Here is a 317-nt window from a genome sequence, read left to right as displayed (position 1 = left end):
CATGCTGCGCACCGAACTTGCTCAGGCCATTGGCGAGCCGTCCAATACGTTCATGCAGCGTCGAATAGGACATGCGCATCTGCCCGCGGTAGACGATTTGCTGGTCACGCGCCTGAACGAGCGATGTGTGTAGCAACTGCTTGACCAGCAACGGATAGTCGTAGGCGGATGGTGTTGTATCAGTGAACTGGTCGTGCATTTGCGTCTCCGTGGCACAGACAACTGTTGGCGGCCTGACTCGCCACATTGGCCGGTGGCGTCTGCATTAACAAACCTTTCTGGTGCAGATGGCGGCAGGATCCACTTGCATGAATGAC

At 56.5% G+C, this 317-nt stretch carries 1 protein-coding gene; it reads right to left on the bottom strand.

Annotated elements, in window-relative coordinates; translation table 11 throughout:
- A partial coding sequence (locus SB679_RS23555; protein WP_410704692.1) for a hypothetical protein occupies window positions 1–199 on the bottom strand: 199 nt, incomplete at its 3' end.
- Between the last annotated feature and the right edge of the window lie 118 nt (window positions 200–317).

It is taken from the genome of Chryseobacterium sp. SIMBA_029, from assembly GCF_046535275.1.
Lineage (GTDB): Bacteria > Bacteroidota > Bacteroidia > Flavobacteriales > Weeksellaceae > Chryseobacterium.
Note: the sequence above shows the minus strand (reverse complement) of the source record. Positions and strands in the feature narration are given on the sequence as shown.